General features: G+C 69.7%; 21 protein-coding genes and 1 pseudogene. 10 read left to right on the forward strand and 12 right to left on the reverse strand.

What is annotated here, in order from left to right; all coding sequences use genetic code 11:
- Positions 1–43 precede the first annotated feature (43 nt).
- Together BM417_RS01060 and BM417_RS01065 are read left to right on the forward strand one after the other, a co-directional pair.
- Complete coding sequence (locus tag BM417_RS01060; protein WP_093587836.1) at positions 44–1,057, forward strand: GTP-binding protein; 1,014 nt, start codon at positions 44–46, stop codon at positions 1,055–1,057.
- On the forward strand, positions 1,057–2,151 hold the full coding sequence (locus tag BM417_RS01065) for a GTP-binding protein (RefSeq protein WP_093587837.1): 1,095 nt from the start codon (positions 1,057–1,059) through the stop codon (positions 2,149–2,151). The genes BM417_RS01060 and BM417_RS01065 overlap by 1 nt, the downstream gene beginning before the upstream one ends.
- A gap of 215 nt (positions 2,152–2,366) precedes the next feature.
- Here BM417_RS01065 and BM417_RS48915 read toward each other — a convergent pair.
- From BM417_RS48915 to BM417_RS01090, 5 genes and pseudogenes are all read right to left on the reverse strand, one after another.
- Positions 2,367–3,215: pseudogene (locus BM417_RS48915) on the reverse strand (glycosyltransferase 87 family protein); the annotation flags it as partial.
- Between the two features lie 61 nt (positions 3,216–3,276).
- Positions 3,277–4,449, reverse strand: a complete 1,173-nt coding sequence (locus BM417_RS01075) for a glycosyltransferase 87 family protein (RefSeq protein WP_245821593.1) — start codon at positions 4,447–4,449, stop codon at positions 3,277–3,279.
- Positions 4,442–5,938 (reverse strand): polyprenol phosphomannose-dependent alpha 1,6 mannosyltransferase MptB, encoded by a 1,497-nt coding sequence (gene mptB / locus BM417_RS01080; RefSeq protein WP_093587839.1) that lies wholly within the window; start codon positions 5,936–5,938, stop codon positions 4,442–4,444. Before mptB ends, BM417_RS01075 begins: the two co-directional genes overlap by 8 nt.
- A 103-nt stretch (positions 5,939–6,041) precedes the next feature.
- Entirely contained in the window at positions 6,042–6,392 is a 351-nt protein-coding gene (locus BM417_RS01085) for a hypothetical protein (protein WP_143138453.1), read from the reverse strand.
- A gap of 46 nt (positions 6,393–6,438) precedes the next feature.
- On the reverse strand, positions 6,439–7,545 hold the full coding sequence (locus BM417_RS01090; RefSeq protein WP_093587841.1) for a glycosyltransferase 87 family protein: 1,107 nt from the start codon (positions 7,543–7,545) through the stop codon (positions 6,439–6,441).
- Between the two features lie 202 nt (positions 7,546–7,747).
- Between BM417_RS01090 and BM417_RS01095 the strand changes: the two genes are divergently transcribed.
- On the forward strand, positions 7,748–10,027 hold the full coding sequence (locus BM417_RS01095; RefSeq protein ID WP_245821595.1) for an ATP-binding protein: 2,280 nt from the start codon (positions 7,748–7,750) through the stop codon (positions 10,025–10,027).
- 47 nt (positions 10,028–10,074) lie between these two features.
- Here BM417_RS01095 and BM417_RS01100 read toward each other — a convergent pair whose 3' ends face one another.
- Positions 10,075–11,274, reverse strand: a complete 1,200-nt coding sequence (locus BM417_RS01100; RefSeq protein ID WP_093587843.1) for a M23 family metallopeptidase — start codon at positions 11,272–11,274, stop codon at positions 10,075–10,077.
- Positions 11,275–11,500: 226 nt separating this feature from the next.
- Between BM417_RS01100 and BM417_RS01105 the strand changes: the two genes are divergently transcribed.
- Positions 11,501–12,442: a hypothetical protein gene (locus tag BM417_RS01105; protein WP_218164285.1), complete on the forward strand. Its 942-nt coding sequence runs from the start codon at positions 11,501–11,503 to the stop codon at positions 12,440–12,442.
- Here BM417_RS01105 and BM417_RS01110 read toward each other — a convergent pair.
- Both BM417_RS01110 and BM417_RS01115 read right to left on the reverse strand, forming a co-directional pair.
- A complete protein-coding gene (locus tag BM417_RS01110; protein WP_093587844.1) occupies positions 12,439–13,080 on the reverse strand; it encodes a DUF998 domain-containing protein in 642 nt (213 codons plus the stop codon). The genes BM417_RS01105 and BM417_RS01110 overlap by 4 nt on opposite strands.
- Before the next feature lie 231 nt (positions 13,081–13,311).
- Positions 13,312–13,878: a TetR/AcrR family transcriptional regulator gene (locus BM417_RS01115; RefSeq protein ID WP_093587845.1), complete on the reverse strand. Its 567-nt coding sequence runs from the start codon at positions 13,876–13,878 to the stop codon at positions 13,312–13,314.
- Between the two features lie 53 nt (positions 13,879–13,931).
- Between BM417_RS01115 and BM417_RS01120 the strand changes: the two genes are divergently transcribed.
- Positions 13,932–14,348, forward strand: a complete 417-nt coding sequence (locus BM417_RS01120) for a DUF3995 domain-containing protein (protein ID WP_093587846.1) — start codon at positions 13,932–13,934, stop codon at positions 14,346–14,348.
- An 85-nt stretch (positions 14,349–14,433) separates the two neighbouring features.
- Here the strand turns inward: BM417_RS01120 and BM417_RS01125 are convergent, their stop codons facing one another.
- The gene (locus BM417_RS01125; protein ID WP_093587847.1) at positions 14,434–15,666 is read right to left on the reverse strand and encodes an MFS transporter; all 1,233 of its coding nucleotides are present in this window, start codon (positions 15,664–15,666) and stop codon (positions 14,434–14,436) included.
- Between the two features lie 253 nt (positions 15,667–15,919).
- Between BM417_RS01125 and BM417_RS01130 the strand changes: the two genes are divergently transcribed.
- On the forward strand, positions 15,920–16,318 hold the full coding sequence (locus BM417_RS01130) for a hypothetical protein (RefSeq protein ID WP_093587848.1): 399 nt from the start codon (positions 15,920–15,922) through the stop codon (positions 16,316–16,318).
- Positions 16,319–16,518: 200 nt separating this feature from the next.
- Here BM417_RS01130 and BM417_RS01135 read toward each other — a convergent pair whose 3' ends face one another.
- The gene (locus tag BM417_RS01135) at positions 16,519–19,275 is read right to left on the reverse strand and encodes an AfsR/SARP family transcriptional regulator (RefSeq protein ID WP_245821597.1); all 2,757 of its coding nucleotides are present in this window, start codon (positions 19,273–19,275) and stop codon (positions 16,519–16,521) included.
- A gap of 276 nt (positions 19,276–19,551) precedes the next feature.
- On the opposite strand from BM417_RS01135, the gene BM417_RS01140 reads away from it, so the two are divergent.
- The 4 genes from BM417_RS01140 (at position 19,552) to BM417_RS01155 (ending at position 22,625) form a co-directional block, all read left to right on the forward strand.
- Positions 19,552–20,586, forward strand: coding sequence for a DUF1996 domain-containing protein (locus tag BM417_RS01140; protein WP_218164286.1), 1,035 nt, complete (start codon positions 19,552–19,554; stop codon positions 20,584–20,586).
- A gap of 26 nt (positions 20,587–20,612) precedes the next feature.
- Positions 20,613–21,125 carry a DUF305 domain-containing protein gene (locus BM417_RS47470; RefSeq protein WP_177320219.1) on the forward strand — a complete coding sequence of 171 codons (513 nt, stop codon included), beginning with the start codon at positions 20,613–20,615 and terminating at the stop codon, positions 21,123–21,125.
- 92 nt (positions 21,126–21,217) lie between these two features.
- Complete coding sequence (locus BM417_RS01150) at positions 21,218–21,787, forward strand: RNA polymerase sigma factor (RefSeq protein WP_093587850.1); 570 nt, start codon at positions 21,218–21,220, stop codon at positions 21,785–21,787.
- Positions 21,780–22,625 (forward strand): CU044_5270 family protein, encoded by an 846-nt coding sequence (locus BM417_RS01155; protein WP_093587851.1) that lies wholly within the window; start codon positions 21,780–21,782, stop codon positions 22,623–22,625. The genes BM417_RS01150 and BM417_RS01155 overlap by 8 nt, the downstream gene beginning before the upstream one ends.
- Positions 22,626–22,632: 7 nt before the next feature.
- Here BM417_RS01155 and BM417_RS01160 read toward each other — a convergent pair whose 3' ends face one another.
- Positions 22,633–25,377, reverse strand: coding sequence for an AfsR/SARP family transcriptional regulator (locus BM417_RS01160; protein WP_093587852.1), 2,745 nt, complete (start codon positions 25,375–25,377; stop codon positions 22,633–22,635).
- Between the two features lie 69 nt (positions 25,378–25,446).
- A complete protein-coding gene (locus tag BM417_RS01165; protein ID WP_093587853.1) occupies positions 25,447–26,001 on the reverse strand; it encodes an RICIN domain-containing protein in 555 nt (184 codons plus the stop codon).
- Positions 26,002–26,034 lie beyond the last annotated feature (33 nt).

The following is a 26,034-nucleotide window of genomic DNA, read 5'->3' on the forward strand; positions in this document are numbered from 1 at the left end:
GTCCGTTCAGAAACGATAATCGTTGTCATGTAGGCTGCGGACCATGGCAGCACGGGTCGTATTGGTAGCCGGGTTCACCCACCACGACGTGGCCGACGAACTCTGGCGGGCGTCACCGGAGTCGTCGCTGGTCAGGCACGATCTGAGCAGCCTGGCCGAGGGGGTGGTGCGGCGGTGGGCGGACGGCCGTCTCACCGTCCTGGAGCTCGCGCACGGGTGCGTCTCGTGCACCTTGCGGCTGGACCTCGTTCCGTTGCTCGAAGGGCTGGACGGGCGCGTGATCGTGCAGCTGGACCCGATGCTCGAACCGGAGGCCGTCTGCTTCGCGCTGAGCGGGACCGAGGTGGAGATCGAGGCCGTGGTGACGGTGATCGACACCGCCACCTGGCTCGACGACGCGACCGGCGCCGACTCGCTCGCCGACCGGGGCATGCGCGCGGCCGAGGGTGACGAGCGGATGGTCGCGCAGGTCGTGGTCGGGCAGGCGGAGTTCGCGGACGCCCTGGTGCTGACCGGTCCGGGCGACCCGGTGCTCGCCGCCGTGCTCGACCGGCTCTCCCCCGGCGCGCCGCGTCAGCAGCTGTCCGAGCTCGACGTCGTCGCGTTGCTCGCCGCGGTTCCCGTCGACGCGCGGCGCGGCGAGATCGACGACGGCTTCGGGTCGCTGCTGTACGGGCTGCACTCGCTGGAACCGGCGCACGGCGTGTCCGTCGTCCACTTCACCGACCGGCGCCCCTTCCACCCCATGCGGCTGCACGACTGCATCGACGTGCTGCTCGACGGCGTGGTGCGGGTGCGCGGCCGGGTGTGGGTGGCGAGCCAGCCCGACGCGGCGCTGTGGCTGGAGTCCGCTGGCGGCGGGTTGCGCGTGGGCAACCTGGGGCCCTGGGAAGGCGATCGCGACCAGGAGCTCGTCGTGATCACCCGGTCCGCCGACGCGGACGAGATCGCCGCGGCACTGCGGTCGGCCCTGGTCACCGACGAGGAGCTCGCCCTGGTCACCGAGCTCGACTTCGCCGACCCGTTCTCCGACTGGCACGAGGAGCTGGAACTCTGATGCGCACCCCCGTGACGGTGCTGTCCGGTTTTCTGGGCGCCGGCAAGACGACGCTGCTCAACCACGTGCTCACCAACCGCGAGGGCAGGCGGGTGGCGGTGATCGTGAACGACATGAGCGAGGTCAACATCGACGCGGCGCTGGTCGACCGCACGGTCGAACGCCTCGTCGAACTCACGAACGGCTGCATCTGCTGCACGTTGCGGGAGGACCTGCTCGACAGCGTCGGCGAACTGGCGCGCTCGGGCCGGTTCGACACGATCCTGGTCGAGTCGACGGGCGTCTCCGAGCCGATGCCGGTGGCGGCGACGTTCGACTGGACGTTCGAGGACGGCACGAGCCTGTCCGATCACGCGCGGCTCGACACGATGGTGTCGCTGGTGGACGCGGAGGGTTTCCTGCGCGGACTGGCCGCCGGTGAGGTCTCGGACCTGCTGGTGGACCAGGTGGAGTTCGCGAACGTGCTGGTGGTGAACAAGATCGACCTCGTCACGTCCGATCAGCTGGCGACGCTCGACGCCGTTCTGCGACGCCTGAACCCGTCTGCCCGCCTGCTGCACACGCGCGATGGCGTCGTGGAGCTGGCCGACGTGCTCGACACCGGCCGGTACGACCCGATCACCGCCGCGCAGGCACCGGGCTGGGCCCAGGAGCTGGCCGGCGGGCACACCCCGGAGACCGAGGAGTACGGAATCAGGTCGGTCACCTACCGCGCGTCACGGCCGTTCCACCCCGCCCGGCTCGTGGAGGCGCTGGCGGACTGGGAAGGTGTGTTGCGCAGCAAGGGTTTCTGCTACATCGCGTCTCGGCCGGACGTGCTGGCCGTCTGGTCGCAGGCCGGCCCCAACCTGGTCATCGAACCCGGTCAGCTGCTCGACTCGCCCGACGCCCGCCAGGAGCTGGTGTTCATCGGGGTGGATCTCGACGTGACGGAGCCGGCTCAGCGACTGGATCCCGCGCTGCTCACCGACTCCGAGCTCGCGGCCGGGCCGGAGGTGTGGCGGACGTTCTCGGATCCGTTGCCGGAGTGGGACTTCAGCGACCTGCACGACCACGCGACGACGACCAGCGTGACCAACGCGAACGCCGGGTAGGTCCAGCCGACCAGCGACAGCCAGCCGGGCCGGCTGATCGTCCAGATCGTCGGCTGCCGGTCCAGCTGGAACGCGATCACGTCCAGGAACATCACCGGAACCCACAGCGCCAGCAGGGTGTTGCGCACCCACGGCGCGATCTTCTTGTGCACCAGCCAGATCAGCAGCGGCGCCACCCACACCCAGTGGTGGTCCCAGGAGATCGGCGAGAGCAGCAACCCCAGGAACTGCACCGACAGCACGCCGATCAGCGCGTCGCTCGCCCGGACCGCCGCCCTCAGCGCGAACAACGCGATCACGGTCGACACCAGGGCGGCGATGATCCACGGCCAGGACATGCCGACGTCGTAACCGAGGCTGCGGGACAACGCCCCGCGCAACGACTGGTTGTGCGCGGTGGCGATCGGCCCGACCCGGTCCGGATCGCCGAACAGCACGAACCAGTACTGCCTGGCCTGCTCGAAGTTCACCAGGAACCCGAGGCCGACGCTCGCCGCGAACGCCGCCACCGACCACAACGCGGCCTTCCACCGGCGGGTGGCGAGGAAGTACAGGCCGGAGATCGCGGGCACGAGCTTCACCCCGGCGGTCAGGCCGATCCCCGCTCCCGCGACGCGCGAGTCGCGGGCCACCAGCGCGGCCAGCACGACCGCGGCCAGCAGCAGGTTGATCTGGCCGAACTCGAAGGTGTGGAAGATCGGCATCATCCACAGCAGCACGGCGGTCCACAGGATCGCCCGCTGCCGCCACATCCGGGCGTCGACCGTCCACGACTGTCCCGCGACGAGCCGCAGCGCCACGCGCACCAGCCAGTACAGGCACAGCACGGTCAGCAGGCGGAAGCTCCACTGCGCGGCGCCCCAGAACAGCCACGTCATCGGCAGGAACACCAGCGCCCCGAACGGCGGATAGGTGAACGGCAGCGGGAAGTCGGGCGGCGAGTGCGGCGAGACCACCTGGTTCAGGTCGCCTTCGAGCACGTGCGGGGCCAGCGACCAGTACACGTACAGGTCGATCGACTCGTTGCCGAAGCCGGTGACGATGATCCACGTGCGTGCGAGCATCGAGATCGCCAGCAGCCACGGGGCGACGGCGAGCAGCCGCCGTTCCAGCTTCGCGAGGGGCTTAGGTCGCAACACGTTCTGCCTTCGGGATCGGGTCGAGCAGCTTCGGCGTCAACGCCAGGGTGAGCAGTGCGAGCGCCGGGTAGATCCAGCCGAGCGCCGCGAGTGGCCAGGGTCTCGGGATCTCCCAGATGGACGGCTGCAGGTTGATCAGAATCGTGATGACGTCCGAGGCCACCGCGACCACCCACACGCCGGCGAGCAGCAGGTTCCGTCGCCCGTGCACGAGCCAGAGAACCAGCGGGATCACCCACAACCAGTGGTGGCTCCACGAGATCGGCGAGACCAACAGCCCGAAGAGCTGCACGATGATCACGGCCGCCAGGGTGTCCCCGGCCTTCACCGCGGCCCGCAACGCGAACCAGGTGAGCGCGACGGACACCGCCACCGCGAGCAGCCACGGCCAGGACATCTCGACGTCGTAGCCGAGCGAACGCGACAACGCGCCGCGCAACGACTGGTTGATCACCGAGCCCACCGGCCCGACCCGGTTCGCCGCGCCGAGCAGTTCGAACCAGTAGCGCCACGAGTCCGAGGCGGACACCAGGAAGCCCAGCGCGACGGTGACCACGAAGCCCGCCACCGACCACAGCGCGGCCTTCCACCGGCGCGTGACCAGGAAGTACAGCCCCGAGATCGCCGGCGTCAGCTTCATCCCGGCGGCGACACCGACGCCGAGTCCCGCGACGGCCTGCCGGGCCGCGACCATCGCCGCGAACGTCCCGGCGATCAGGACGAGGTTGATCTGTCCGAAGTCGAGGGTCTTGCGCACCGGCTCGAACCACAGCGCGATCGCCGTCCACAACAGAGCGCGGCGCTGCCACGTCCCGTCGAACGGCTGCACGGCCTTGTCCGCCAGCAGCTTCAACGCCGTCCGCACCAGCCACCACAGGCAGACCAGCGACAGCACCTGCCAGACGACCTTCGCGGCGATCCACGGCAACGCCGACAGCGGCAGGAACACCATCGCCGCGAAGGGCGGATACGTGAACGGCAGCGGGAAGTCCGCCGTGAACGGCATGTCGATCGAGTAGAGCTCGTCGGTGAGCACGTTCGGAGCGAGGCTCCAGTAGACCTTGAGGTCGATCATCCCCCAGTTCGCCGTCGCGGCGTAGATGCCCAACGACAGGCACAACACCAACGGCGCGAACCTCAGCACACGCTGCTCACTCACCGGTTCCTCCAGCCACCGGGGCCGGTTGACGCACGGGGTGCAACAGCGCCCGCCCGACCCACATCCCTGCCACAACAGTGGCAGCCAGGTACGGCCACCACACCCAGGGGTTCATGGAGTCGTACGTCCAGCGCGCGACGATCGTGCCGTCCGGCAGGGTGACCAGCACCATCCACACCGAAACGCCCGCCAGCACGGCGATCCAGCGGTCCTTCCACGCGAACGCCGCTCCTAACGCGAGCGCCCACGTGAAGTACCACGGCAGCACCGAAGGCGCGAGCAGTGACGCGGCGAGCAACGCGATCGTGGCGCGTCTCACCGCTTCCACACCGCCCTCCCGCGCCAGCCACCACTGCCGCACGAGCACTCCGGCGAGCACGACCACGCCGGCCGCGCGGAAGAAGCTGAGGAAGCCGAGGTGCGTGAAGCCCGGCACGTAACGGCCGATCGAGAAGTAGAGAAGCTCCGCCGCGGCGCACGGCAACGACATCCACGTGAGCAACGGCCCTTGCGACCGCAACACGCTGATCCAGCCGAGGTCGACGCCCGCGACCACCGTCGCCGCCGCGAAGACCACGACGAACACCGCTCCCCCTGCGGCGGCCGCGGTCAGAAAGCGTTGCCGTGCCGTGCCTTCCAGCCGTGCCGCCCACACCCAGACGAGGAACGGCGCGACGAGCAGCGCGGTCGCCTTCACCGCCGTCGCCAACGCGATCAGCGCGAACCCTCTCCAATGCCTGCGGTCCAGCACCATCAACACGCCCGCCGCCATCAACCCGACCATCAGCACGTCGTTGTGCGCGCCACCGATGCCCAGCGCCACCACCAGCGGGTTTGCGACCGTCAGCCACAACGCCGTCGAGGGCCGTCCACCCAGGTGCCTCGTGAGACCGGGGATCGCCCACGCCAGCAACACCAGCCCGCCGAGCACGGCGACGCGCATGACGATCGCGCCGAGGATGACGTTGTCGCCGGTCAGCCACACAGTTCCCTTGCCCAGCAGCAGGAACAGCGGCCCGTACGGCGACGGCGTCTCCTGCCACAGCCCCGCGACGTTGCCCCGCAACGGCAGGTCGAGCACGGCGGCGCCACGCGAGTAGGGGTCGAAGCCGCGCAGCGCCACCGCACCCTGCGCCAGGTAGCTGTAGACGTCACGGCTGTAGAGCGGCGGCGCGATGATCAGCGGCGCGGTCCACGCGGCAGCCGTCACCGCCACCGTCCGGCCGCCCACCTCACGTGCGAGCACCAGCCGGCCGAGCCGGACCCAGGACAGCACCATGAGCGCCAGGCCCGCGAACAGGACGATGAACGCGAGGTCGTGGCCGTGGCCGTACCTCATCGCGTTCAGGACCGTCCCGCTCAGCAACGGGTCCCTGCGGACGATCGCGCCGGCTCCCAGCCCACCGATGGCGAGCATGACGGCACCGAACACACCGGGCCACAGCACGTTGCGCGGAACTCGCCGGAACAGCTCCGCAACAGCGGTCACAGCCGAATCCACCCTCTTGACGTCTCTTGACCAGAGGTAACCGCAAGGGCGGAGCGGGAGCCAGGAGGAAGTGGCGGAAGATCAGGTTCTTCGGGTGGTTCTTCTAGCCTGTGTGCGTGTCCATCACGACGTGGGCTCCGAGTTCACCGAGCAGTCTGATCAGGTCGGGGCCGAGGCAGACCGAGTCCTGCCCCTCCTTCGGCGACCAGGAGACGAACAGGTCCACGTCACATCTGGCCGCGACCTGGACCAGCGCTTCCCGGTGCTCGGCGAGCACCGCCTCGACGGCCTTCAGCCGGTCGTCCAGGTGCATGTCTCCCTCGCCGGGTTCGACGCACCAGAGCCTGTCGCTCCGCTCAGCACCGTCGATCTGCAGGGCGGCGCCGATCTCCGCGACGGTCATCTCACCCGCCCACACCCGGAGCGTGGCTCTGGACCAGGGTTCTTCTTCCACGGGCTGAATCCTCGCAGCCCACGCAACTCAGATCCGGTGTGGAACGTCACTTGATCATGGGCTGGAAGACGCGGTCGCGCGGTCGCACCGGCGAACGTGTCGCCTGCCTGACAGCCAGTGCTCCCAGCGCCACAACGGTCAGCCACACGTAGGTGTCGAACTCGTGCAGCCTCGTCACGAACACCAGGAACACGGAGGTGAAGGCGAGCCAGTTGCCGCGCAGGCCCAGGTACACCAGCACCGGCACGCACCACACCCAGTGGTGCAGCCAGGAGACCGGCGAGGCCAGCAGCCCGGCGGCCGCGATGACGAACAGTGCGACGAGGTCGTCGCGGGTCCGCCGGGCCACGAAGACCGCGGTGGCCACCACGGCGGCGGCGAGCACCACCCACAGCAGTGTCTCCACGCCGGACGCGAGGCCGAAACCGCGCAACAGACCACGGATCGACTGGTTCGTGGACAACGACATGTCGCCGATGCGGTCGGGGTTCAGCAGCGAGTGCAGCCAGTACTGGAGCGAATCCGCCGGCGCGATCAGGAATCCCGCGACGACCAGTCCGGCGAACGTGACCATCGACGTGATCGCGGCGCGCCAGTCGCGCCTGACGATGAAGTACAGCACGAAGATCGCGGGCGTCAGCTTGATCGCGGCGGCGACGCCGATCAGCACGCCACGCCGGCGCCTGCCGGTCACCAGCAGGACGTCGATCACGACCAGCGCCAGCAGGAACAGGTTGATCTGGCCGTAGCCGTAGGTCATCCACACCGGGTCCAGCGCCAGCGCGCCGATCGCGGCCGGCGGGCCGACCGTCCACCTGAGATCAGGACGGACCTTGCCCGCCACCGCCACGCACACCGCGGTCAGCGCGACGAACCCGGCCGCGACCACCAGCAGGTTGTGCCACCCGCCCGGCACGAAGCTCAGGCCGCTGAACAACGCCGCCGCGATCGGCGGGTAGGTGAAGGGCAGCTGGGGGTCGAGCGGCGGGCCGGTGAACCCGACGTACAGCGGCCTGCCGTCGAGCCAGGCCAGGCCGCCGAGCCGGTACACGTCGAGGTCGATCGGGTAGTGACCGGACCAGGTGAACAGCAGCCACGCCAGAGCGGCCGGCCAGAGCGCAGCCGAGAGCCGCACTGGGTACGCGATGGACACACCTCGAAGCTAATTTCGGCCGGAACCGCTCACCTTGCTGAACAACCGGCAGAAGTTCCGGCAGAAATGAGGTTCGGAAGCAGCGTTACCCCGGTGTCAGACGTCTACCGGTCAGCACCATGCGCTGAAGACGTCTGGGGGTAGCGCAGTGAGCACGACCGCGTTCGGGGACTTTCTCCGCTTTTATCGATCGCGTGTTCCGTTGACGCAGGAAGAGCTGTCAGAACGCACAGGCCTGAGCACGCGCGCGATCAGCGACATGGAACGCGGCCGCACGCTCAGTCCGCAGTTCCGCACCGTGCAGCTGCTGGTGGGCGGGCTCGGTCTCAGGGGCGAGGAGGCGGCGGAGTTCACCGCGCTCGCCCGCGTCAGCCGGGTGGCCGGAGCTGAGGAACGCCCGGACGCGCCGTTCGCCGTGACGTCCTGCTCGCTGCCACCGGTGCTGATCGAGCTCACCGGCAGGGAGAGCGAGAAGAAGCTCCTGGACGGGTTCGCCGCGGACGCCTCGTCGTCGTCACGGCTGCAGATCGCCGTCGTGCACGGCGCGCCCGGCGCGGGCAAGACCGCGCTGGCCGTCGACGCGGGACACCGGCTGGGCGCGCGGTTCGCCGACGGCTGCGTGTTCCTCGACCTGCGCGGCACCGACGCCGAGCCGCTGACCCCGGACAAGGCCGCGCACCGGCTGCTGCGCTCGTTCGGAGTGGACGAGCGCCAGATCCCCGCCGACCCGGACGACAAGCTGTCGCTGTACCGCTCGCAGCTGCGCGACCGGACGGTGTTGCTGGTGCTGGACAACGCGGAGAACGAGGCGCAGGTGCGGCCGTTGCTCGCGTCCAGTCCCGGCACGCTGGTGCTGCTGACCAGCCGCCGGACCATGACCGGCCTCGACGCCCGGCACCGGCTCCCGCTGGAGTTGTTGCCGCTGAACCGTTCCGTCGAACTGCTGCGCGCCGTGACGGGCCCGGACCGGCTCGATGCCGAACCGGACGCGGCCGAGCGGGTCGCCGAGCTGTGCGGGGGCCTGCCGCTGGCGTTGCTCATCGCGGGGAACCGGCTGACGAGCAGACCACAGTGGACGATCGGCCACCTCGCCGAGCAGCTGGAGGACGAACGGCGCCGCCTGTCCGTGCTGCGGGCGGGCGACCTGCAGGTGCGGGCGGCGTTCGAGATCTCCTACCACCAGCTCAGTTCCGCCGCCGCCACCCTGTTCCGCAGGCTGGCCCTGGTCACGAGCCCCGAGGTGAGCGTGGCCCTGGCCGCCGTTCTGGTCGACGACGCCGAGGAGTCGTTGGAGGAACTGGCCGACGCGAGCCTGCTCGGCATCAGCGAGACGCCCGGCCGGTACACGCGCCACGACCTGCTGCACGTCTTCGCCGCCGAACGGCTCGAACTCGACGACGACCCGGCCGCCGTGCTGAAGGCGCGCACACGTTTGCGGCACTGGCTCCTCGACACCGCCACCGGTGCGGCCCTCTTCTTCGACCACGACATGCCCGCCGAGCGTGCGGGTCCGGTGCACGACAAGGAGTCCGCGGCCCGGTGGCTCGAACTGGAACTGGAGAACTGGCGCGGGGCACTGCGATCGGCGGTGGCGGAAGGCGAGCACGACCGCGTTCTCGCGCTGGCACAGGCGATGCACTGGTACTCGGACATGCACGGCGTCGGCGAACTGTGGCGTGAGGTCTTCTCCGCCGGCGCTCACGCGGCCCGGCGACTGGGCAACGCCAAAGGCGCCGCCGAGCAGCTGAACTACCTGTCGTGGGCGCTGTACGCGTTGTGCGGGCGGCCTCACGAGGCCCTCGCCGTGCACGAGGAGGCGGCGGCGGAGCCGATCGACGACACCCTCACCGAGGCGTGGAACTGCTACTACGGCTCGGCGATCAGGCGACGGCTGGGCGAACTGGAGAAGGCGGTGTCGCTGGGCCGCCGGTCCGTCGAGGAGTTCCAGCGGGCCGGCTACCTGATCGGCGAGAACCTCGCGCTCTCCCTGCTCGGCCTGATGCTGCACACCGCCGGCGATCTCGGCGAGGCCGCCGAGGTGCAACAACTCAGCGTGGACCAGCACCGCAAGGCCGGCGGTGACGACGAGCTGCTCTCGATGCTGCTCATCCGCCTGGCGACGACCCTGGCGGCCGCGGGCCAGGTGATCGCCGCGATGGACCTGCTCGACGAGGCGGAGTCGTTGTTCCACAGGCACTCCAACACCGCGGGAACGGCTCGGGTGCAACACGGTCGCGGCGTGGTGCTGATGGACGCGGGACGGTTCGGCGAGGCGCGGGAGCAACTGCTGGCGGCGCTGGGCGAGGCGAGGCTCTCCGATCACCGGGTCGAGATCATGGCCAGGCTCGCCGAACTCGCCGACGCCGCGGGTGATTCGGCGCAGGCCCGCGAGTACCGGGTGCGGGCGCTCGCCGAGTGCGACCGCTACGACACCCCGGCGGTCCGTGTCACGGCGGCGAAACTGGTGGCAGCGCTGAAATAACGGAACCGGTGCCGATCCCGCCCTGGGGCAGGATCGGCACCGTCAGGTCAGCAGGCCGAGGCCACCGGTTCGTTCGAGCCGGTGTCGACGAAACCGTCGCTGATCCACTTGCCGTCCTCGAGCCGGTTCCACAGATCCGTGCGGCCCCAGACCCCCTCGACGGCCTCGCCGCGGCTGGTGCACGCGATGGACACCACCGCGCCGTCCGCGACCGTGCCCGCGACCGAGTAGCTCAGGCCGGGGCCGGAACGCAGGTTCACCGTGGTGTTCGGACCCGCGTCGACCGTGCCGGTGGGCAGTGTCGTGCCGCCACCGCCGTAGTTCGTGATCCGGCCGCCGACGGACACCCGCGTGCTGCCGCGCTGCGCGTAGCCGCCGTACGCCTGCGAACCCTCGTAGAAGGTCCAGCCGCCGATCGTCATCCCGTTGACGCTCACGTGGGTGTTGCCGCGCAGCAACGAGAAGTGCACGTGTGCCCCGGTACTCGAACCACCGCACGGCAGCTCGTTGCCGATGTTGCCGAGATACGTGCCGGTGCGCACGGCGCTGCCGTCGGCGAGCGTCGTCAGGTTGTACATGTGGTAGTAGGTGGTGCTGTAACCGTTGTCGTGCACGACCTTCACCAATGCGCTGCGACCCACAACGCAGCTCTTGTAGACACGGCCGTTGCCCGCGGACAAGACGCGGCCGTCACCGCCGTTGAAGTCGATGGAGCTGAACGGCCGGCTGTTGCCGCTGTTGCCGTGCGGGCCGCCGCCCATCCACCACGCCACGTTCACCGGCCACGGCAGGCCGAGTCCGGTGGGAGCGAGCGCCTGGTTGCTCTGGTTGGCCGCGAACGTCCGCTTCTCGCCGTCACTGAGCACGCCGGACGGCGCCTGTGCGGCCAGAGCGGCGAACCCGGCGGTGCCGTCGAGCTCGACCCGCCACGTGGACCGTTCCTTGCGTGCCAGGAACAACGCCATGTGCGGCGCCCCGTGCTCCTGACCGTGAGCCATGGGAATGGTGGTGCTGCCGAACACCCACGCACCAGACGTGCGAGTCGGCTCGAACAGCGGTTCACGCAACGTCTGCGTGTCCCACTGCCTCTTCACCGCGTCGCCGTGCTGCTGGAGCATGGTGGCGCGCACGGTCGCGGCGAGGTCGGGTGCGGCGGCCGTCGCGGACGGCGCGGCCAGCACCGCGGCACCGGCCGCGAGTGCGGAGAACAGCGCGGCGAATCGCCGCGCGGACAACGGACGGGACATGTGCCCTCCAGGGGGAAATCGGCACAGGGCAGGGATTCGGCGGCTCTTGCAGGGGCCGCCGCGCCGATGACATACCGGTGGGCCGATGCGGTCAAGGACACCTCCGGCAGAGGACCCACCACTGTGGAACGCCCTCCAAAACTGTGGAGGGATACCTACGTTTGTCGGTCATATCGGGCGCGATCGGCCTTCTAAACTGTTTTCTCCACAGTCGAGGGGGTGTGCGGTGGCCGTTCCTCCCGACGTCGGCGACGAGGTCGACGTGTTGCTGCGCGCCGGTCCGTTCCACGCCGCGTTGCGGGCCGCCGTCGAGCGCAGCGGCCTCACCCTGGAACGCCTGCGCGACCGTCTCGACCGCCGGGGCATCCACGTCAGCCTGTCCACGCTGAGCTACTGGCGACTGGGCCGCAGCCGTCCTGAACGCGCCGACTCGCTGCGCGCGGTGCAGGCCATCGAGACCATCCTCGGCCTGCCCAGGCACTCCCTCGAAGCCCTGCTCGGGCCGCCGCGCCCTCGTGGCCGATGGGCGTCGAAGCAGCAGCAGACCCGTGACTACGGGCGGATGCTGGAACCCGCGCAGTCGCTGGCGGAAATCGTGCAGGCGCTGGTCGGCCCGTCCGACGGCGACCTGCGCCTGTGGTCGCAGGACGACGCGGCCACAGTGGACGAGCACGGCGTGCTTCGCACGATCCACACCAGACAGGTGCTGCGTGCGGTCGCCGGCCACCCCGACCGCTACCTGGCCGTGTACTGCGCGGACGCCGGCACGCCACCGGACGCGTTGGGCGTGGAGGCCGTGCGCGACTGCCGGTTGGGACGCGTGCGGCGGCATCCCGGAGCGCCGGTGATCGCCGTGGAGCTGCTGTTCGACCAAAGCCTGCGCGCGGGCCAGACGCACCTGCTGGAGTACCGCTTCACCATCGCGGAGAACGGCGCGCGGTCACACGACTACCGGCGCGCGTTCCGTTACCCCGTGGGCACGTACGTGGCGAGCGTGCAGTTCACCGAACCGCGCCTCCCGGTCCGCTGCTACGCCCTCGCACAGCCCGGCGTGGACGCGACGCAGGTGCACGGCGACGAACTCGCGCTCACGCCGGGGCGGGTGCTGCACCTGACGGCGAAGGACGTGCGGCCGGGCGTGCTCGGCATGGGCTGGGACTGGTCCTAGACCGCAGGCCGGGCCGGCAACGCCACGCCGCAGACGACCGCCCACAGCAGCACCGGGAATGCCGCGATGCGTTCCCACATACCGAACAGCGCCGGACCGCCGACCTGGGCCACCAACAGCGCGAGGGCCACCGCCGCCACGATCGCGCCACCGGCTCCGATGCGGCCCAGAAGGCGCCACCGGGCGGTGCGCGCCAGGGCGAGGCCGGTCAGCAGCATCGCGACCTCACCGACCGGGATGGCGACGACCGCGCCGGCGATGTGCAGCGCACGCCGGGTGTCCTCGGGGTTCAGGCCGACGACGGCCAGGGCAAGACCGGTGACGACGAGGAGCAGAAGACCGGCGCGGGCCGTCCGCACGTCCGGGAACAGCGGCCGGACCAGCAGAGCTCCCGCGGCCAGGCACAGACCCGCGAGCGTCCAGGACACACCGGAGACGACGTGCCAGGGCGAACACACCCAGCGGCCGACCTCGGCCGACTGGAAGCAGGTGGCCGCGCCCAGGTCGCTGATCGCGTTGCGCAGCCAGCTGTACGGGACCTCCCACCGCGACTCCACCACGAACAGCAGCACGAAGTACTGCGCGACCAGCACCCACAGCACCGCGCCCAGCCGGGTTCGCCCGTCCACGTCGATCACCCTGGGGACCTTAGGTCATCCGGCGCGTCGACCTGAGCTACCGCGAGTGCTCACCGGCGAAAGCGAGAACCGCGTCCGCGAAGGCACCTGCCGGTCGTCGATGATCTCGGGAACGAGGTTCTCGTCGAGGCTGGAGGTGCGTGCCGGTGACGGCCGTCCGAAGTGGAGCGAACTCCGTCTCCCTGCCCCAGCGGTCGGCGAGATAGGCGGGCAGCAGCCCGCGCACGAGCGTTATCCGGTGGGGCCGATGAGGTTGTCCACCAGATATGCCAACGCCTCGGGGTCGCCGACGATCTCCGGCAGAGCGTCGGGCGTTGCGCGTCGCAGCTGTATCCAGCCGACGTAGGCGGAGTACGCGACGAGGGCCTGTCGCCGGGCGCGCGTCGCAGGCAGCCCGAGTTCCGCGTAGGCCTCGGTCAGGAACGCGACCCTGCGTTCGGTGACCCGCCGCAGGATCGGCGCGACCACCGGGTCGTCGGCATGTGCCACCAGGGCGGGTTCCAGTCCGCTCACCGGATCCTCGGTGATCGCGATTCGGAAGAGCTCGCGCAGTTTGTCCCGCGGGTCGGCGATGGACGCCACCTGATCGATCACCGCGATGGTGCCCTGCTGCTCCCACCACTGCAGGGCGTCGCGCAGCAGCGCCGTGCGATCGGTGAAGTGCCAGTAGAAGCTGCCTCGCGTCACGCCGAGCTGCTGGGCGAGCGGCACCACGGCCACCGCGCTCACGCCGCCTTGGGCCAGGGCGCCGAGCGCCGCGGTGAGCCAGTCCTGCTTCGACAACCGAGCCACGTCCATACAGTACTGTACGGTTGACCATACAGAGGTGTACGGAACACTGGAGGCGCGCGATGACGGCGTTGGGTTTGGGCACGGCTGTGGTGTTGACGCTGGTCGGCGCCCTGCACGTGGTGTGGATGTTCTCGCCGTGGCCTCTGCGCACCCGCGAGGAGTTCGCCAGCCGAGTGGTGGGCGTTCCCGTGGAGAAGCTGCCGACGGGGCCGGCGACCGGTGCGGTCGCGGTACTGCTCGCGGTGGCCGCCTACATCGTCGCGGGCCGCGCGGGCGTGGTGCCGGTGCCCGGCCCCGGCTGGCTGGCGACCGTGGGGACGGCCGGCGTGGCCGCGGTGTTCCTGCTGCGCGGCGCGGGCGGCCTGGTGGTGTCGTCACGGCAGGACACCGAATTCGCCCGGCTCGACCGGCGGATCTACTCGCCGCTGTGCCTTGTTCTGGCGGCATGCTGCGCAACAGTCGCCGCGCTGGGATGAACCTTTCCCGCGCCGCTGTCGCGACCAGGGGCAGATGCCCACTCCCGTCACCGGAATAGCATCACCGCCACCCTCGACCTACGCATTACTTGATTTCCTCGCTGGCGACGTCGTTCTCTGCGCTATCGCCTTCCAAAGCGTTCTTCGACGTGGAGGCACGCATCAAGAGCGGAATGGCCGCCAGGCCCACCAGAAGCGTTCCGGCGCCGGCAAGCTGCAATGCGTGCCCGCCACCGACCGCGGAGCTCAGCGGCCCGCCCAACCCTGTACCCACGATATGCGCGCTGTTGAGCATCGCACCGGAAGACGCGAACGCCCGCCCACGCATGTGCGCCGGCACGTGCGCGTGAACCAAGTTGCGGATCGCCAGTCCCTGCACCGTGTTGCAGACTCCGGTCAGAAGGAAGCTCGCGAAAGCAAGAGCATATGAGTCGAACGACCCCGCAACGACGAGCGCCACTCCCATCGCCACGCTTGCACTGACCAGCGCGGTCGTCTGCTTCGCGATCGGGACGCGCGGCGCGATGAATGCGGCGGCGATGGTCATTCCAGCCAGATGGGCGGCGACGAGCACGCCGTACCCGAGGTCGCCGGACTTCAATTGGTCTTGGCTGAAGTAGACTCTCGCAACCGTCAGCACGGCCGTGAAAACGATCGCGGTGGCGAGCGTCGGTACCGCCACCCGAAGAACAGCGTTCTTGCGAATGAGGCCACTGCCCTGTCGCACCTGTTCGCGCCATTTCATCTTCGCCTGCGACGGGTCCGGGTGCCGACGGATCTTCAGCGTTCCGATGACCACGGCCATCACCAGAAACGAGAAGGCGTCACACAGCAGAACGGCCCGCTCCCCCACGAATGCGATCAGCACGCCGGCGAGCGCGGGGCCACCGATCGTGCCAGTGGTGCGAAACAGTTCCAGCCGCGCGTAGCCAGTCGGCACCTTGTCCTCACCGACCACGGCGGGAACCAGCAAGGCCAACGCCGGCGACACCAGTGCCAACCCGATCCCGATCAGCGCGACCAGCAGAAGCGTCATCCCGAAGCCGTCGACGAAGGCCAGCGCCGCGACAAGCACCGCTTGCACGCTCAAAACGACGGATATCAGCCTGGTGCTCTCGAACCGGTCCACCACTGCCCCGGCCACCGGCGCCAGCAACACCATCGGCAACACCCCTGCGATGACCAGCGCAGAGATCGCTCCACCCGATCTGCCTTCTCCGTAGAAGCGCAGTGTGAGGACGACGAGAAGCATCTCGTCGCCCATCGCCGACAAGCCGTATCCAGAGGCGATCAACGCCAGAGTCGTACGAGAGCTCATATTGGCCACGATCAGACATCGTGGCAGACGCCGAGCAATTCCACGCCACTGGACTTGGCCTGCTCGCGCGGACGCGGGACCATACCAATTCGCAGATCATCGCGCTACGGCCGACCGAGTGCCGCAACGCAATTGACGTCTCCATAAATCCGTGGCAGGGTCGTCTGTGTCAAGAGCTGGGGGAGCACCTTGATCTGTCTAATTGCTTGCCATGGGCCCGCCAGCTTCCGTTGCACGGATGAGGGGGTCTTGAATGACTGTCACCCTTGACTCGCAGAATGTCGTCCGCGAACTCATTCTCTGGGGCGAAGAAGCTCCTGGGCGCCGGGGCGACCGCACCGTCGTCGCCGAGTCTCACTGCGACTTCACGCTGGCGACCGACGACGCGGTCGAACGCTGCATCGCTGCACTTCAGGCGTCCGACGAGAAGCTCGCCCAGAACCCGGGCACGATGTACAACTGGCAGCGCACCTGGCTCCAGCGGCACGAGAACGGGGGCGGCACGGTCAGTTTCGGCGTCGCCTGGTACGACGAGCAGTACTTCGACGACAAGAAGACCGTCTTCATGGAGCGGATGCATGACGCGATCTTCAAGAAGATCGGCATCTCCGCCGACTCGGTGCAGGTCTCGCATTGGCGAGCTGTTCCGTAACTCGCCACACCGGTGAAGATGTGAGCTGCGATCGGTACGTGACCTGTCAGGTCACGTACCGATCGTGCTTTATAGAGCACAATTCTTGCGTTCATATCGCTCGCGATGAGAACTCCACGCCAGCCGCATCGAGGGTGTGCAACTGCAACCCGAATTCGCGAACAACTGAGCGACTGAAGGGCCCGGCGCGAGCTCGGCCACTACCCCGATCGCTGGGCGATGCGGTCGGCCGCGTGGTGGAGGTTCTGCCCGCGGTAGAGCTCGATGGCCTCCCGCCAGCACTGCTTCGCCTGATCGACCTCGCCGAGTTCGCGATGCGTGTCGCCCAGCGCGGCGAGGGTTCCGGCCTGCCGATAGGTGTTGTCGAGCCCTCGCCACAGCGCCAAGGCCCGCTCGTAGTGGTGCAGGGCCTGGCGGTGGTCACCGGTGTTGCCCGTGATCGCGCCGAGACTGTCGAGGGTGTCCGCCTGGCCGTACAAGTCGTTGTGCCGCAAGCACAACGCCAGCGCGGACTCGCAGAGGGCGCGAGCCCGGACGTGGTGGCCGAGCCTGGTGTACGCGGCGCCCATCATGCTCAGGACGCGGACCTCCCACTGCGTGTTCCCGCTGCGCCGGTACAGGTTCCTCGCCTCGGTGAGGTGGGCCAGCACGCCGTGGTCGTCCTTCTTCCACGTCAGCGCCAGCGCGAGCACGACGTGCGCGCCTGCCTGGCCGAGCGTGTCGCCGACCTGGCCGGACAGCGCCAGTGATTGTCTCAAGTGGAGCAACGCCTCCTCGTCCCTGCCCAGCGGCGCGTACACCAGGCCGAGTCGCCGGTGGGCGCGGGCCTGCACGGCGAGGTCGCCCAGCCGTTCGGCGGCGACGAGGCCCACCTGCCAGGAGGCGATGTTGTCGTGCAGGTGCCCTCGGCGGTAGTGGAAGTTGTCCAAGGACCAGGCGAGTTGCCACACCACCGTGTCCCAGCCCGCGTCCTCGGCCGCGGTCCGCGCCGCCAGGACGTTGCGGTGGTTGGCGTCGAACCACGCCATCGCGGCCGCGCTGTCCAGCATCGGGTGCGGGACGCAGTCGGCCGCCTCGACGGCGATCGGCGGGTGTTGCCGGTCGAGCAACCTGCTGCCGTTGTGCGCGGTGTGCAGGTAGTAGTCGACGACCCGACGCAGTGCCTTGTGCCGCAACGGTTCCGGTTCGTCCGTCACCGCTACGGCGTGTGCGTGCTGACGGACGAGGTCGTGGAAGCGGTAACGACCGGGCGCGGGCTCCTGGAGCAGGTGGTCGTCGACGAGGCCTTCCAGCAGTCGTTCGGCTTCGGGGAGGTCGACGGCCGCGAGCGCGGCGGCGGCGTAGGCGTCGAAGTCCGGGCCGGGGTGGATGCCGAGCAGCCGGAACAGGCGTCGCTGCGGCGCGTGGAGGTGCTCGTAGGACAGGGCGAACGCGGCGGCGACACTGCGGTCCCCCGCCTCGAACTCGGTGAGCGGGGAATGGGCCTGGCGCAACCGCTTCGCGAGGTAGCCCACTGTCCACGCGGGACGGGCGCGCAGCCGTGCGGCGGCGATGCGGATCGCCAGCGGCAAATGGCCGCACAACGCGACGACCTCGTGCACCGAGCCCTCGGTGCGGTCACCCGCGACGCTGACGAACAGGGCGACGGCGTCCGCCTCCGGCAGCACGTCCAGCGACACGACCTGGGTGGCGTCGAGGTCGACCAGGCGGCGACGGCTCGTGATCAACGTGAGGCTGCGGGACGTGCCGGGCAGCAGCGGACGCACCTGCGCGGCGTCGGCGGCGTTGTCCAGCACGACGAGCACCGAGCGGGTGGCCAGTTCGGCACGCCACAGCGCCGCCCGCGCGTCCGGATCCTGCGGAATGCGGTCGGGTGGCACGCCCAGTGCCCGCAACAGCGAGTCCAGCGCCGTCATCGCCGTGACGGGCCGATGGCTGGACGCGTGGCCGTGCAGGTCGATGAACAGCCGGTCGCGGTAGTGCTCCGCGAACCGATGTGCCGCGTGGACGACCAGCGTCGTCTTGCCGACCCCGGCCATGCCGTCGATCGCCTGGATCACCACGGCATGGCGGCCCGCGGCACGAGCGGTCGCCAGCGTGGCGAGTTCGGCATCGCGGCCGGCGAAGTCCGCGATGTCGCCGGGGAGGTCGTCACGGGCCGGTTCGCTCGGCTCGGCGGCGGGCACGCCGAACAGCCGCGCGTCGTTGTCCAGCACCTGCTGGTGGATCTCGGACAGTCGCGGTGAGGGCTCGAGACCGAACCGCTCGATGAGCGCGGTGCGGGCGCGCAGGTACGCGTCGAGGGCCTCGGCCTGCCTGCCCGCCCGGTACAACGCGGTCATCAGCTGCCCCCACAGGCGTTCCCGGCCGGGGTGCTGGCCGGTCAGCGCGGTGAGCTCCTCGACCAGCGTCACCCCCGCGCCGGTCGCGAGGTCGGCGTCGACGCGGTCCTCGACGGCGCCGAGTCGCAGGCCTTCCAGTCGTGCGGCCTCGGCGCGCAGCACCGGCGTCACGCTGAACTCGCCGTACGCCTCACCCCGCCACAGCCTCAACGCCAGCGTCAGCCGTTCGGCGGCGTCCGCCGGCCGGCCCGCGGCCAGGGCGTCCCGTCCCGTCTCGACGAGCCGTTCGAACCGGCGGGCGTCGACGACGTGTGGTTCGAGGCGCAGCACGTATCCCGCCGGGTGCGTGACGATCAGCTGGTCGACGGCGAGCGCGCGACGCAACCTCGATACGTAGCTGCGCACGGTGCGATGGGCGTCAGGCGGCGATTCCGGTCCCCACAACGCTTCCACCATCGTGCCGACGGTCGTCACCCTGCCCGCGTTCGCCGTCAGCAACGCGAGCAGCGTCCGAATCCGCGGACCACCCAGGTCGAGTACCTCGTCGTGCACGCGCACCTCGAACGGCCCCAGCACCTGGAACTGCGGCTGCGGTGCGACGGAGTCCGCTCCCACTCAAGACAAGGAGGTGGTCGCACCGGCCGGGATACCGTCGTGGACGAGGCAGACCACCGGCATCCGTCGCGAGGGGAAAATACTGCCCATCAACCAGAAATCCGTCAGGCACGGGGCAAACGGTCGTATCCGCCGTCGTAGTGGACCAGCGGCGGCTTCGCGGGCGACAGTCCGCCGACGAACGGCCGGCAAAAAAGATCCGGGGAGGTTTTCGTTATCGGCGGGCACGCAGGGCATCTCCTGGTCAGAAGCCCCCTGCACCCGAAAGGACCTTCAATGCCCCACGTCCTCACTTCACGACTGCGGCGGCGCGTGTGGATCGCCGCTCTCGCCGTGGCGGGCGTCGCGGCGTCCGCGGTGACCGCGAACGCGATGTTCTTCACCCCGCCCGCGCAGCCCGTGGCGAGCCCGACTTCGACGACCACGGCCGTCACCACGTCACCTCAGGTCGCGGGCACCACGACGCCGTCCCGCACGCCCACGCAGACGGCCGAGACGACGAAGGCCGCCGTGGTCGCTCCGGTGAAGCCGCAGGAGCCGATCCCGCCGAACGCGGTGCGCGTCGCGGAGTTCGTCGCCGAGTGCCCGTTCACGCACCGGCTCCCGGACGACCCGATCGTCCTGCCGAACCTGCCCGGTGCCTCGCACCTGCACAGCTTCTTCGGCAACACCTCGACCAACGGCAACTCCGACGTCACGAGCCTCGGCAAGGCCGCCAGCACGTGCAGTCCGAAGGTCGACCTCTCGTCGTACTGGGTGCCGACGCTGCTGGTCGACGGCCAGCCCGTCGAGCCGACCGGCACGACGTTCTACTACCTCGGCGAGGGCGTGCGCGACGACGTGACCGCGCGCATCCAGCCGTTGCCGTACGGCCTGCGCATCGTCGCGGGCAACGCCAAGGCCACCGCTCCGGACAACACGACGATGTCGCGCTGGTCGTGCCTGCACGCCGGGCACGTCGGGGCGTCCAAGGACTTCGTGAACTGCCCGGCCGGCACGATGATCGAGTCCTATTTGGACTTCCCGCAGTGCTGGAACGGCAAGGACCTCGACTCCGCGGACCACAAGAGCCACATGTCCTACCCGGTCGCCGGCGACTGCCCGGCCACGCACCCCGTGCCGGTGCCGAAGCTGCGCCAGGTCCTGCGCTACCCGGTGAGCGGCGACCCGGCTCGGTTCAAGCTGTCGTCCGGTCCGGGGTTCACGATGCACGGCGACTTCTTCAACGTCTGGCCCGAGGCCGAGATGGCGCAGCGCGTGCGCGACTGCATCAACCGGATCGTCAAGTGCGGACCGGACGGCCGCCCCTAGTGCGGGTCCTCCTCCTCATCGCGGCGGTGCTGTTGGCGACGGGCTGTGGCACGGCGGCGGGCCACACCCCGCCGCCCTCCGCGCCGACCGACCTCACCGCCACCGACCTGGCGTTCCTGGATCTGGTGATTCCCCAGAACGAGTCCGCGCTCGCCGTGCTCACCCTGACGGCGAACCGGCCCGGCTCCGCGCTGCGCCCGATGGCCGCTCAGGTGGAGGACCGCTACCGGGCCGAACTGGCGCAGGTCCGGGAGTTGCTGGCCCGGACCGGCCGGCAGGAGAGCGACCAGCACGACGGCCACGACATGCCCGGCATGATCACGGCCGCTGAACTGACCGCCGTCGGGTTCGCCGAGGGAACCGCCTTCGACCAGCAGTTGAAGGCGTTGCTGCGGACCCAGTTCGAGGAGGCGCGCACCGTCGCCCGCGCGGAACTGTCGTCGGGCACGAGCAAGCCGGTCCTGGAACTGGGTGCTCGGGTCGACAGCACGCGAGCGGAGTTCCTGGCGCTTCTGGGAGACGCCCCGCGGTCCCCGTGACCTGGATTTGATCTGCTGAACGCCCCGGCCGTGAACTCGGTCGGGGCGTTCTGCTGATAACAGGGCGAAGACCCTTCGCTCGAAAGGCCACCATGACAGCAACCGACGCGGAGCTCATCGAGGCGTCGCTGCGCGTGACGGAGAAGTTCGCGGTCATCTTCGACCGGCACGCACCGCACATCCAGCGCTATCTCGCCCGGCGCCTCGGTCAGCAGGTCGCCGACGACCTGCTCGCCGAGACGTTCCTCGTGGCGTTCTCGAAACGGCAGCGCTACGACTCCTCCCGCCCGGACGCCCGGCCGTGGTTGTACGGCATCGCCACCAACCTGGTCGGGCAGCACCGGCGCGAGGAGGTGCGCCGGTACCGGATGCCCTCGGCCGTGCCGGACGTGGACGACCACGCCGACCGGGTGGCGGCGGACGTCACCGCGCAGGCCATGCGGTCGATGCTCACCGGCGCGCTGGGGGCGTTGTCCGTCGAGGACAGGGACGTGCTGCTGCTGGTCGCGTGGGAACAGCTCAGCTATCTCGAAGTCGCCGACGCGCTGGCGATTCCGGTGGGCACGGTGCGGTCCAGGCTGAACCGCGCGCGCCGCAAGGTCCGGGAAGCGCTGGGAACCGACAACCACACCGAGGTCGAGGAGTTGCTCAACAATGGATGACCTTCAGCTCGTCCGGGAACTGGACGAGACCCCGCTCAAGTCCGCCGACCAGCTGGCGGCGGCCCGTGCCCAGCTCGTGGCGGGCATGAAAGCGCCCAGGCGCGGTCGTGCCGGGATCATCGCCGTCGCCACGCTCTCCGTGGCGGCAGCGGCCGTCGGCGTCACGATGGTGCTGCCGTCCGGCTCCCCGGACCCGGCCCGCCAGGACACCGCGGTGCAGTTGCTGAACCACGCCGCCGCGGCGGCCCGTTCGAAGCCCGACGTCGTGCCGCGGCCTGACCAGTTCTACTACGTGCGCACCGGCGAGCGGGAGGACTGGCGCTCCGTCGACGGCACCCATGACGGCCAGATCATCCCCGTCAAGGACGCCCCGCCGATCCCCATGCCCGGCTGCGTCGACGGCCGCAGGAAGGTGCTCGACAAGTACGACCAGCCGACGGGCGGGACCGAGGAGTGCACGCCGGGCCGCGCGTACCGGGACGACCTGCCCACTACGGCCGACGACATGCTGAAGTTCCTCCAGGGCGACGACAAGGACCGTCCGGTCAACTCGTACGGCAAGGACGTGCTGGCCATGGTCGGCGACGCGTACCTGCCGGGCCCGCAGCGGGCCGCGTTGTTCGAGGCGGCGACCCGCGTGCCGGGGCTGACGGTCGTGGAGAACGTCTCGTCCGGCCGTCCCGGGATCGGGATCAGCTGGCCGGTGCCGGAGGGATCGTTGCCGTCGGCCCAGCCGGTGGTTCTGGTGTTCGACAAGGACACCTACGAGTACCTCGGCACGAAGAACAGGCCGCAGGACGCGTCCGGGTTCGTCGACCAGGTGGGTGATCGCGTCTGACCCTGGCCTACAACGGGCTCAGCAGTTGCCGGATGCGGGCGGCGTCCTCGGCTCGATGTTGTGCCAGGCACAGGTCGAGGGCCTGCCGCCACGCCGCTTCAGCCCTGTCGTGGTGACCGAGCGCGCGATGGGTGTGGCCGATGCGTTCCAGCGTCGCGACCTCGTGGTGGTCGTACCCGAGGTCGCGAAGCAGGCCCAGCGCCAGTCCGTAGAGGTCGAGCGCCTCGGCGTGGTGGCCGGTGTGGTGGGCGATGTAGCCGAGACTGTCCAATGTGGTCGCTTCCAGCTCACGCTCGCGGTGGCGGCGAGCCATGACCAGGGCGGCCTCGCAGTGGGTGCGGGCCTGCTCGTAGAGCCCCAGCCTGGCCTGGTGCCAGCCCACCTGGGTGTATCCCCAGGCCTCCCAGACCGTCATGCCGAGGTCCTGGAACAGGCGCAGCGCGGGGGTCGCGTGCTCCAGCGCTCGCCGGTCGTCCTCCAGGTCCTCCCAGATGGAGGCCATGAGGTGATGGGCGTGGGCCTGGCCGGGGACGTCGCCCACCTGTTCGCTGATCCGGAGCGCGTCGCCGAGGTGCCGCAGGGCTTCGGACTGGAGTCCCAGTCCGCTGCACGCGTCGCCGAGGAGTCTTCTGGTCTGGGCCTGGGCGATCCTGTCGCCGGTGTGGTCCGCGGCGGCCACACCGGCCCGCCACACGGCGACGGCGTCGTGGTAGTTGCCCCTTCTTCGGAAGAACGTGTTCAAGGTCCAGCCCAGGTGCCACACCTGGTCGTGCAGGCCCTGCCCGGCGGCGAGTTCCTGCACGGCCAGGAGGTTCGTGAACTCGGCGGTCAACCAGTCCGTGGCCGCCGTCTCGTCCTCGAACCCGAGCGGGACGCAACCCGGTGCGGGCACCCCGATCGCGAGCGGCTCGCGCAACGGGTCCAGCACTCGCTCGGCGGCGAACGCGGTGTGCACGTAGAAGTCGACCACTCGGCGCACCGCGGCGGGGTCGTGGTGGGCGCGTTCGCCCGCGTACAACCGGACGAGGTCGTGCATCCGATAGCGGCCAGGGGCGTGCTGACCGACCAGGTTCGCCTGCTCCAGTTCACGCAGACGGGCACGAACGCGGGCGGCGGGCAGCGCGGTGAGGCTCGCGGCGGCGGGCAGGGCGATGTCCGTGCCGGGAGCGAGACCGAGGGCGGCGAACACGGTGGCCGCTTCGGCGGGTAAAGCGTTGTAGGACCAGGAGAACACGGCGCGGAGGCTCACCAGGTCCTCGCCGGCGTCCAGGGCGTCCAGCAGGTCGTTCTGCTCGCGCAGTTCGTCCACCAGCGCGGACAGAGGGAAGGCGGGGTGCGTGCCGGCACGCGCGGCCACGATGCTGATGGCCAGCGGCAGGCCCGCGCAGCAGGTCAGGAGTTCTTCTGTCACTTCGGGTTCGGCGGCGAGCCGGTCCTCGCCCAGGTGTGTCGCCAGCAGCCGGTGTGCTTCGTCGTCGTTCAGCCGCTCCAGGTTCAGCGCACGCGCGCCGTGCGCGGCGACAAGTCCGTTGAGCTGACGGCGGCTGGTGACCAGGACGCAGGCCGGGCCGCCGGGCAGCAGCGGTACCACCTGCGCGCTGTCGGCCGCGTTGTCCAGGAACACCAGCATCTTCCTGCCCGCGACCAGGCTGCGGTACAGCCCGGCCTGCGCGTCCACGTCGACGGGAACGGCGGACGGGGCGACACCGAGAGCGTCGAGGAAGCCGCGAATCGCGGTCGCCGCGGACATCGGCTGCCCGCCGGGATCGAAGCCTCGCAGGTTGACGTACAGCTGGCCGTCGGGGAACCGGTCGAGGTGCCGGTGCGCCCACTGCGCTGCCAGCCAGGTCTTGCCCATGCCGCCGAGCCCGCCGACGGCCGAGATCACCACGGCGTCGTCGTCGCCGAGAGCGGTGTCGAGATCAGCGAGTTCACGGCTTCGACCGGTGAACAGGCGTGGCCGGGCCGGAAGCTGTTGCGGCACCACGGTTGCGTGCGGCCTGACCACCGCCGTCAGCGCGGGATCGGTGGCGAGGATCCGCTCGTGCAACTGCCGCAACGGCGGGCTGGGATCGGTGCCGAGCTCGTCGGCCAACCGCTTGCGCACCTCCTGGTAGTGCTCGAGTGCGTCGGCGGGGCGACCGCAGTTGTACAGCGCGAACATGAGCTGGCCGGCCAGACGTTCGTCCAACGGGTTGCCCGCCGCCCACGCCGCCAGGTCGGGCAGCAGCGCCGCGTGCAGACCGAGACGGAGCTGGATGTCGACGAGCTCGAGCCGGACGGCGTGCCGGTGCTGGATCAGCGTGGCACGCAGGGAGTCGAGCCAGGCGGTGTCCAATCCCGCGAACGGTTCTCCTCCCCACAACTTCAGCGCCTCCTCGAGCAGAGCGGCGGCCCGGCCGTCGTCGCCGGCGGCACGACCGTCTTCGACGAGACGGCGAAACCGGTGCAGGTCAACGTCTTCCGGGTCCACGGCGAGCTGGTAGCCGGTCGACCTGCGGGTGATCGTCACCCCCGCGGGCGTCAACACACCGCGCAACATGGTCATGCTGTGCTGAACGGCCGCGCGCGGTTTGCGGGGAAGGGGCCGATCGCTCCAGACCCGGTCCACCAACTGGTCGACCGACACCACCTGGTTCGCCTCGACCAGAAGTACTGCCAGCACAGAACGAAGTTGCGCGTAGCCGATCGCGATCGGACTACCGTGAACCTGCGCCTCGACGTCACCGAGCAGCCGGAACCGCACAGTCATCCGGCGTGCCCTCCCCGAGCCCCCAGCACCATGTTCCATGCATACCGGGGAATCGGGGAGGAAGTCACGTCACGGCCAGATCTGCCACCACTGGTCGTTGTAGCCGAGGATGCAGTTGTAGCTCACGGCGTTTCCACCGTTCTGCCCCTGGTTCGACGGAACGGCAAGGCAACGGCCGCTCTTGTAGTTGCGCAGCCGGTAGTGGACGTTGTCCGGCATGAGCTCGGGCAACCACCACTGGTCGTAGTAGCCGTCAACGCAGTCGTACTGCACGACCTTCGCCCCGTTGCTGGGGTTGGCCGCCGCGACGCAACGACCGGTGTTCTGGTTGCGGAGCCGGTAGTACCCCGGCGCGGCCGCGATGGGTTCGAAGAGCCAGTACTGGTCGGTGAACGACGAGTAGCAGTCGTAGTGGATCAGCGGCTTGCCGTTGCGGTTGTCCGCCGAGTTCACCGCGAGACACTTGCGGTGGTAGTTGTTGATCAGGTTCTGGTAAGTGCCCGGATTGATGCCCTGCACCGCCGGTTGCTGCTGCTCCACCGCAACCGCCGCGGCCGGCGTCAGGAACAGCGCCGCCGCCGCGGTCATCGCGAGCGCCAACGCCTTCCGTAACCCGATTCTCATCCGTCCTCCAAGAGGCAAGGGCTGTGTGACGGG

Source organism: Lentzea waywayandensis (assembly GCF_900115955.1).
Lineage (GTDB): Bacteria > Actinomycetota > Actinomycetes > Mycobacteriales > Pseudonocardiaceae > Lentzea > Lentzea waywayandensis.